Annotated in this window: 4 protein-coding genes; all 4 read left to right on the plus strand. The window is 63.9% G+C overall.

Translation table 11 applies throughout. From position 1 onward, the window contains the following. Positions 1-76: 76 nt before the first annotated feature. The 4 genes from VFO93_RS08020 to hppD all read left to right on the plus strand — a co-directional run bounded on the left by VFO93_RS08020 (position 77) and on the right by hppD (position 5,267). Complete coding sequence (locus VFO93_RS08020) at positions 77-1,360, plus strand: DUF5689 domain-containing protein (RefSeq protein WP_325133837.1); 1,284 nt, start codon at positions 77-79, stop codon at positions 1,358-1,360. A gap of 114 nt (positions 1,361-1,474) precedes the next feature. Then, positions 1,475-2,977: a calcineurin-like phosphoesterase family protein gene (locus VFO93_RS08025; RefSeq protein WP_325133838.1), complete on the plus strand. Its 1,503-nt coding sequence runs from the start codon at positions 1,475-1,477 to the stop codon at positions 2,975-2,977. Positions 2,978-3,110: 133 nt separating this feature from the next. Continuing rightward, the gene (locus VFO93_RS08030) at positions 3,111-3,986 is read left to right on the plus strand and encodes a glycerophosphodiester phosphodiesterase family protein (protein ID WP_325133839.1); all 876 of its coding nucleotides are present in this window, start codon (positions 3,111-3,113) and stop codon (positions 3,984-3,986) included. Positions 3,987-4,133: 147 nt separating this feature from the next. Next, complete coding sequence (hppD, locus tag VFO93_RS08035) at positions 4,134-5,267, plus strand: 4-hydroxyphenylpyruvate dioxygenase (RefSeq protein WP_325133840.1); 1,134 nt, start codon at positions 4,134-4,136, stop codon at positions 5,265-5,267. Positions 5,268-5,397 lie beyond the last annotated feature (130 nt).

The following is a 5,397-nucleotide window of genomic DNA, read 5'->3' on the forward strand; positions in this document are numbered from 1 at the left end:
CCTCTCCCGGAGGGGAGGGGCCGGGGGTGGGGTTACACGGCCGACGAGCTTTAACCGCTTCCAAATTCTTTCAATTATGAAATTCCGCCTACTTCCTTATTCACTCCTCCTCCTCGCCCTCGCCACCACCAGCTGCCTCAAAGACAACCCCGACTACGCGGCCGGCGCGCCCAGCCCCAATGTGGCGCTCGACGAGCTGCGCCGCCTCTACCAGGGCTCGAATGTGGTGCTGGAGCCCGGCCAGCTGTCGGGCGCGCACCAGGTAGTAGGGCTTATTATTTCGGAGGCGGCGGGCGGCAACGTACCCGGCGGCGTGGGCACCATCGTGGTGCAGAACAAGCGGCGCGGCACGGTGCGCGGCATCGTCATTCCCATCACGGGCGGCGCGGCGCCGAGCCTCGCCGTGGGCGACTCGGTGGTGGTGGACATCAAAGGCGCGACGCTGGCCAAGAGCGCCGGCGCGCTGCGCCTCGAAGGCATCACGCCCGACCGCGTGCGCAAGGTGAGCAGCGGCAACGCCGTGCAGGTGCGCGACATCACCATCGGCGCGCTGCTGGCCGACGTGAACGCCTACGACGGCACACTGGTGCGCCTCACGGGCGCGAGCATCACGCCGCTGCCGGTATCGGGCGACACCTACGCGGGCGATAAAACGCTGGCTGACGGAGCCAGTAATAAGCTGACGCTGCACACCGAGGCCACGGCCGCCTTTGCTACCCGGCGCGTGCCGGCCAGCGCCACGTTTGTGGGCATTGCGGTGGGCGCGCTCGATGCCGCACAGGCCGCCGTGCCGCAGCTGTGGCTGCGCACCGCCGCCGATGCCGTGGACCCCAGCGGGCCGATTTACCCCGGCTTCCCCGAGAGCTTCGAGGCCGTGCCGCAGGCTACGAAGGGCAGCTACGACATGAACACTACCACCGTGCCCGACAACACCGTGCAGTTTAGCACCGGGCGCTGGAAGCTGTACCAGGCCATTCTGGGCAATACCTCGGGGCGCGACCGCTACACCGGCACCCAGGGCATTCGGATGCAGCAGGGCCTCACGGTGCCGGCCGTGGTCGAAATGAAGTTTGACCTGCCCAACGGCGCCACCAAAGTCACGCTGCTCTACGGGGCCTACTACACCGACGCCGCCAGCTCGTGGAAGCTGGAGTATTCGCAAGACCAGGGCGCGACCTGGACGCAAGCCGGGGCCGTGGTTTCGGATGCCGGCAACTGGCAGCGCACGGCCACTTTCCTGCTGAATATCAGCGGGCCGGTGCGCTTCCGCATCAATAAGCTGGGCCTGGGGCCGAGCAACCCGCCCACCGTGCTCAATGGGCGGCTGGGGCTGGATGACATCGCCATTTACGAGAATTAGCCGGTAGCGCGGACTTTCAGTCCGCGAGTAACCTGTCTTATCAACGCGCCCGACTTTACCTGTGTACCGCTTTTACTCGCGGACTGAAAGTCCGCGCTACACCTTCCCCTTACCATGTTTCGCCGCAAATTCCTCCAAAGCCTGGGTTTCGTGGGTGCTGGCCTCAGCCTGCCGCTCGCCCCCGCCGCCCTCGCCGCCCCTGACGCTGCGCCCGCCCCGGCCGGCCACAAACTCAGCCTCGCCCCGCTCATCATAAAAGGCAAAGTGCACCACAACGGTACCGGCCTGCCGGGTGTGGCCGTGAGCGATGGCTACAACATTGTGCTGACCGACAAGGCCGGCAAATACACCTTAGAAAGCAACGCTACGGCCGAGTACGTGCACGTGTCGGTGCCGCGCGGCTACGCCTTTCCGCACGAAAAGGGCGTGGCACGCTTCTACCAGCCCATTCAGCCCGGCGCGGCGAAAATGACGGCCGATTTTGCCCTGCAAAAGCTGGCCGCTGATGATACCAAGCACACCTTTATGGTGTGGGCCGACCCGCAGATGATAAACAAAAAGGACTGCCGCGAGCTGCTGACCTCTTCCGCGCCCGACCTGCAAAAGCTGGCCGCGCAGTACGACGCCAGCACCACCTTCGCCATCGGCTGCGGCGACTTGGTGTGGGACAAACACGAGCTGTTTGAAGACTACAAAAAGGCGGTTGAAATCAGCGGCATCCCGTTCTTCCAGGTTATCGGCAACCACGACCTCGACCTCACGGCGCGGGCCGACGAGGGCTCGGCGCGCACGTTTAAGAGCCACTTTGGGCCGACGTACTACTCCTTCAACCGGGGCGAGATTCACTACGTGGTGCTCGATAACGTCTTCTTCATCGGCCCGCCCAAGAAGTACATCGGCTACCTGCCCGAGCAGCAGCTGCAATGGCTGGAGCAAGACCTGAGCCACGTGAAGCCGGGCACCACGGTAGTCGTGGCGCTGCACATCCCGGTGAACAGCGGCGACCAGCGCCGCAACAACCTTAAGGAAGAATCGCTGGGCGGCGTGGTGTCGAACCGGGCCGAGCTCTACCGCATCCTGAAGCCGTACACGGCGCACCTCATGACGGGCCACACGCACGTGTGCGAGAAGGTTTTCCACGAAAACACCATCGAGCATACCCACGGCGCGGTGTGCGGCGCGTGGTGGACCGGCCCCGTTTGCACCGACGGCACGCCCAGCGGCTACGGCGTGTACGAGGTCAGCGGCCCCGACATCAAGTGGTATTACAAATCGGTGGGCCACCCGCGCGAGCACCAGCTGCGCAGCTACCCCAAAGGCAGCGTGCCCGCCCACCCCGCCGACGTGGTGGCAAACGTCTGGAACTGGGACCCGCAATGGAAGGTAGTGTGGTACGAAAACGGCGTGCGACAGGGCGAGATGCGCCAGCAAACCGGCCTCGACCCGCTGGCCGTGCAGTTGCAAGCCGGCGACCAAATTCCGGCCAAGCACAAGTGGGTGGACCCGACCATGACGGACCATTTGTTTTTCGCCACGCCCTCGGCCGGGGCGAAGGAAATTCGGATTGAGGCCACCGACCGCTTCGGGCAGGTGTACAGCGACACGGTAGCGGTGTAAGGTAGCGGTAGTTCGGACTTTGTAGTCCGAACGCGCGCAGCGCGCATCTACTTCTACTTCTCTTTCACCAACGTACCCCAACGTGGATGCGCGCTGCGCGCGCGCTCGGACTACAAAGTCCAAGCTACCCTGAATGATGAAATACCTCGCCCTCGCCGCCCTACTCACCACCGCCGCCCAGGCGCCGCCGCGCCCGCTCTTCGACCTGCAAGCCCACCGGGGCGGCCGGGGGCTGATGCCGGAGAACACCATCCCGGCCATGCGCCACGCGCTGGCGCTGGGCGTGACGACGCTGGAAATGGACGTGGCCATCAGCCAGGACAAACAGGTGCTGCTCTCGCACGACCCGTATATGAACGCCGACTTCGTGTACCGCCCCGATGGCCAGCCGCTGACCAGGGCCGAGGGCCAGGCGCTGAAGCTCTACGGCCTACCCTACGCCGACATCCGGCGCTACGACGTGGGCAGCCACGGCAACCCCAAGTTTGCGCAGCAGCAAAAGCTGCTGACATATAAGCCGCTGCTGGCCGAGGTTATTGACTCGGCCGAAGCGTATGCCCGGCGCATGCACCGGCCCGCGCCGTTTTACAATATCGAAACCAAAACCACCCCGGCCGGCGACGGCGTGAGCCACCCCGCGCCCGAGGAATTTGTGCGCTTGCTGCTGGCTGTCGTCAATGCCAAGGGCGTGCAGAGCCGGGTGATTATTCAGTCGTTTGACCCGCGCACGCTCAACGTGGTGCACCGCACGCAGCGCCGGCTGCGCACCGCCTTGCTGGTCGACAACCAGGACGGCCTCGCCAAAAATCTGCTGCGCCTGAGCTTTCGGCCCAGCATCTACAGCCCACACTACAAGCTGGTGACCAGCGACCTAGTGCAAGCGTGCCATCAGCAGCGTATGCAGGTGATACCCTGGACGGTGAACACGCCCGCCGAGGCCGCGCCGCTGCGGGCGCTGGGCGTGGATGGGCTGATAACGGACTACCCCGACCGCGTGCCGGGCCCCTAGCCGCCGCACCAGGCGGCGGAGAAGGCATTCGGCGCGGCTACCAAGCGGCCAGGTGCGGTAAGTCGGTGGCAGTGGGGTACTTTTGCAGCGCTTTCAGCTTCGGAAGCTGCTCCACCTTCATTTCCTCCCTACCCTCTCCTACCCCTCATGCAAACCATGACCTCGCCCGAAGTGCTGGCCCAGCCCGCCCAGGACTTCCTGCCCCTCAATGGCACTGATTACCTGGAGTTTTACTGCGGCAATGCCAAGCAGTCGGCCTATTTTTACCAGGCTGCGTTTGGCTTCGAGCTGGTGGCCTACGCCGGCCCCGAAACCGGCGTGCGCGACCGCGCCAGCTACGTGCTTCAGCAGAATAAAATCCGCTTCGTGCTCACCACCTCGCTGCTGCCCGACTCCGACATTACGCGCCACGTGGCCGCGCACGGCGACGGCGTGAAGGTGATGGCTTTGTGGGTGGACGATGCGCGTAAGTCATTTGAAGAGACCACCAAGCGCGGCGCTAAGCCCGCCTTCGAGCCCTACACCGTGTCGGACGAAAACGGCGAGGTGACGATGGCCGGCATCTACACCTACGGCGAAACCATCCACACCTTCGTGGAGCGCTCGAAGTACAACGGGCCGTTCCTACCCGGCTTCGTGGCCCGCAAGAGCGGCGTGCCGCAGGGTGCGCCGGTGGGCCTGCAAGTGGTAGACCACTGCGTGGGCAACGTGGGCTGGGGCGAAATGAACCAGTGGGTGAAATTCTACGAAGACGTGATGGGCTTCAAGCTGCTCATTACGTTTGATGATGAGGACATTTCGACCGAGTATTCGGCCCTGATGAGCAAGGTAGTGAGCAACGGCAATGGCTTCGTGAAATTCCCCATCAACGAGCCGGCCGAGGGCAAAAAGAAGTCGCAGATTGAGGAATACCTCGACTACTACCACTCGCCGGGCGTGCAGCACATGGCGCTCATCACGCACGATATTCGCCAGACTGTGACCGAGTTGCGCCGCCGTGGCGTAGAGTTTCTGAGCGTACCCAGCACCTACTATGACGACGTACTCGACCGCGTGGGCGCTATCGACGAAGACCTCGAAAGCCTCAAGGCCCTGAACCTGCTTGTGGACCGCGACGAGGAAGGCTACCTGCTCCAGATTTTCACCAAGCCTGTGGAAGACCGGCCCACGGTGTTCTTCGAAATCATCCAGCGCAAGGGTGCCAAGAGCTTCGGCAAGGGCAACTTCAAGGCGCTGTTTGAGTCGATTGAGCGCGAGCAGGCGCTGCGCGGTAACTTGTAATGCGCGTGAACCTCCCCCCCCGGCCCCCTCTCCAAAAAAGAGGGGGAGCCGACCGCTGGCGAACGTAAGCCAACGTTAAAGGGCATCAGGCTCCCCCTCTTTTTTGGAGAGGGGGCCGGGGGTGAGGTTC

Source organism: Hymenobacter sp. (assembly GCF_035709525.1).
Taxonomy (GTDB): Bacteria; Bacteroidota; Bacteroidia; order Cytophagales; family Hymenobacteraceae; genus Hymenobacter.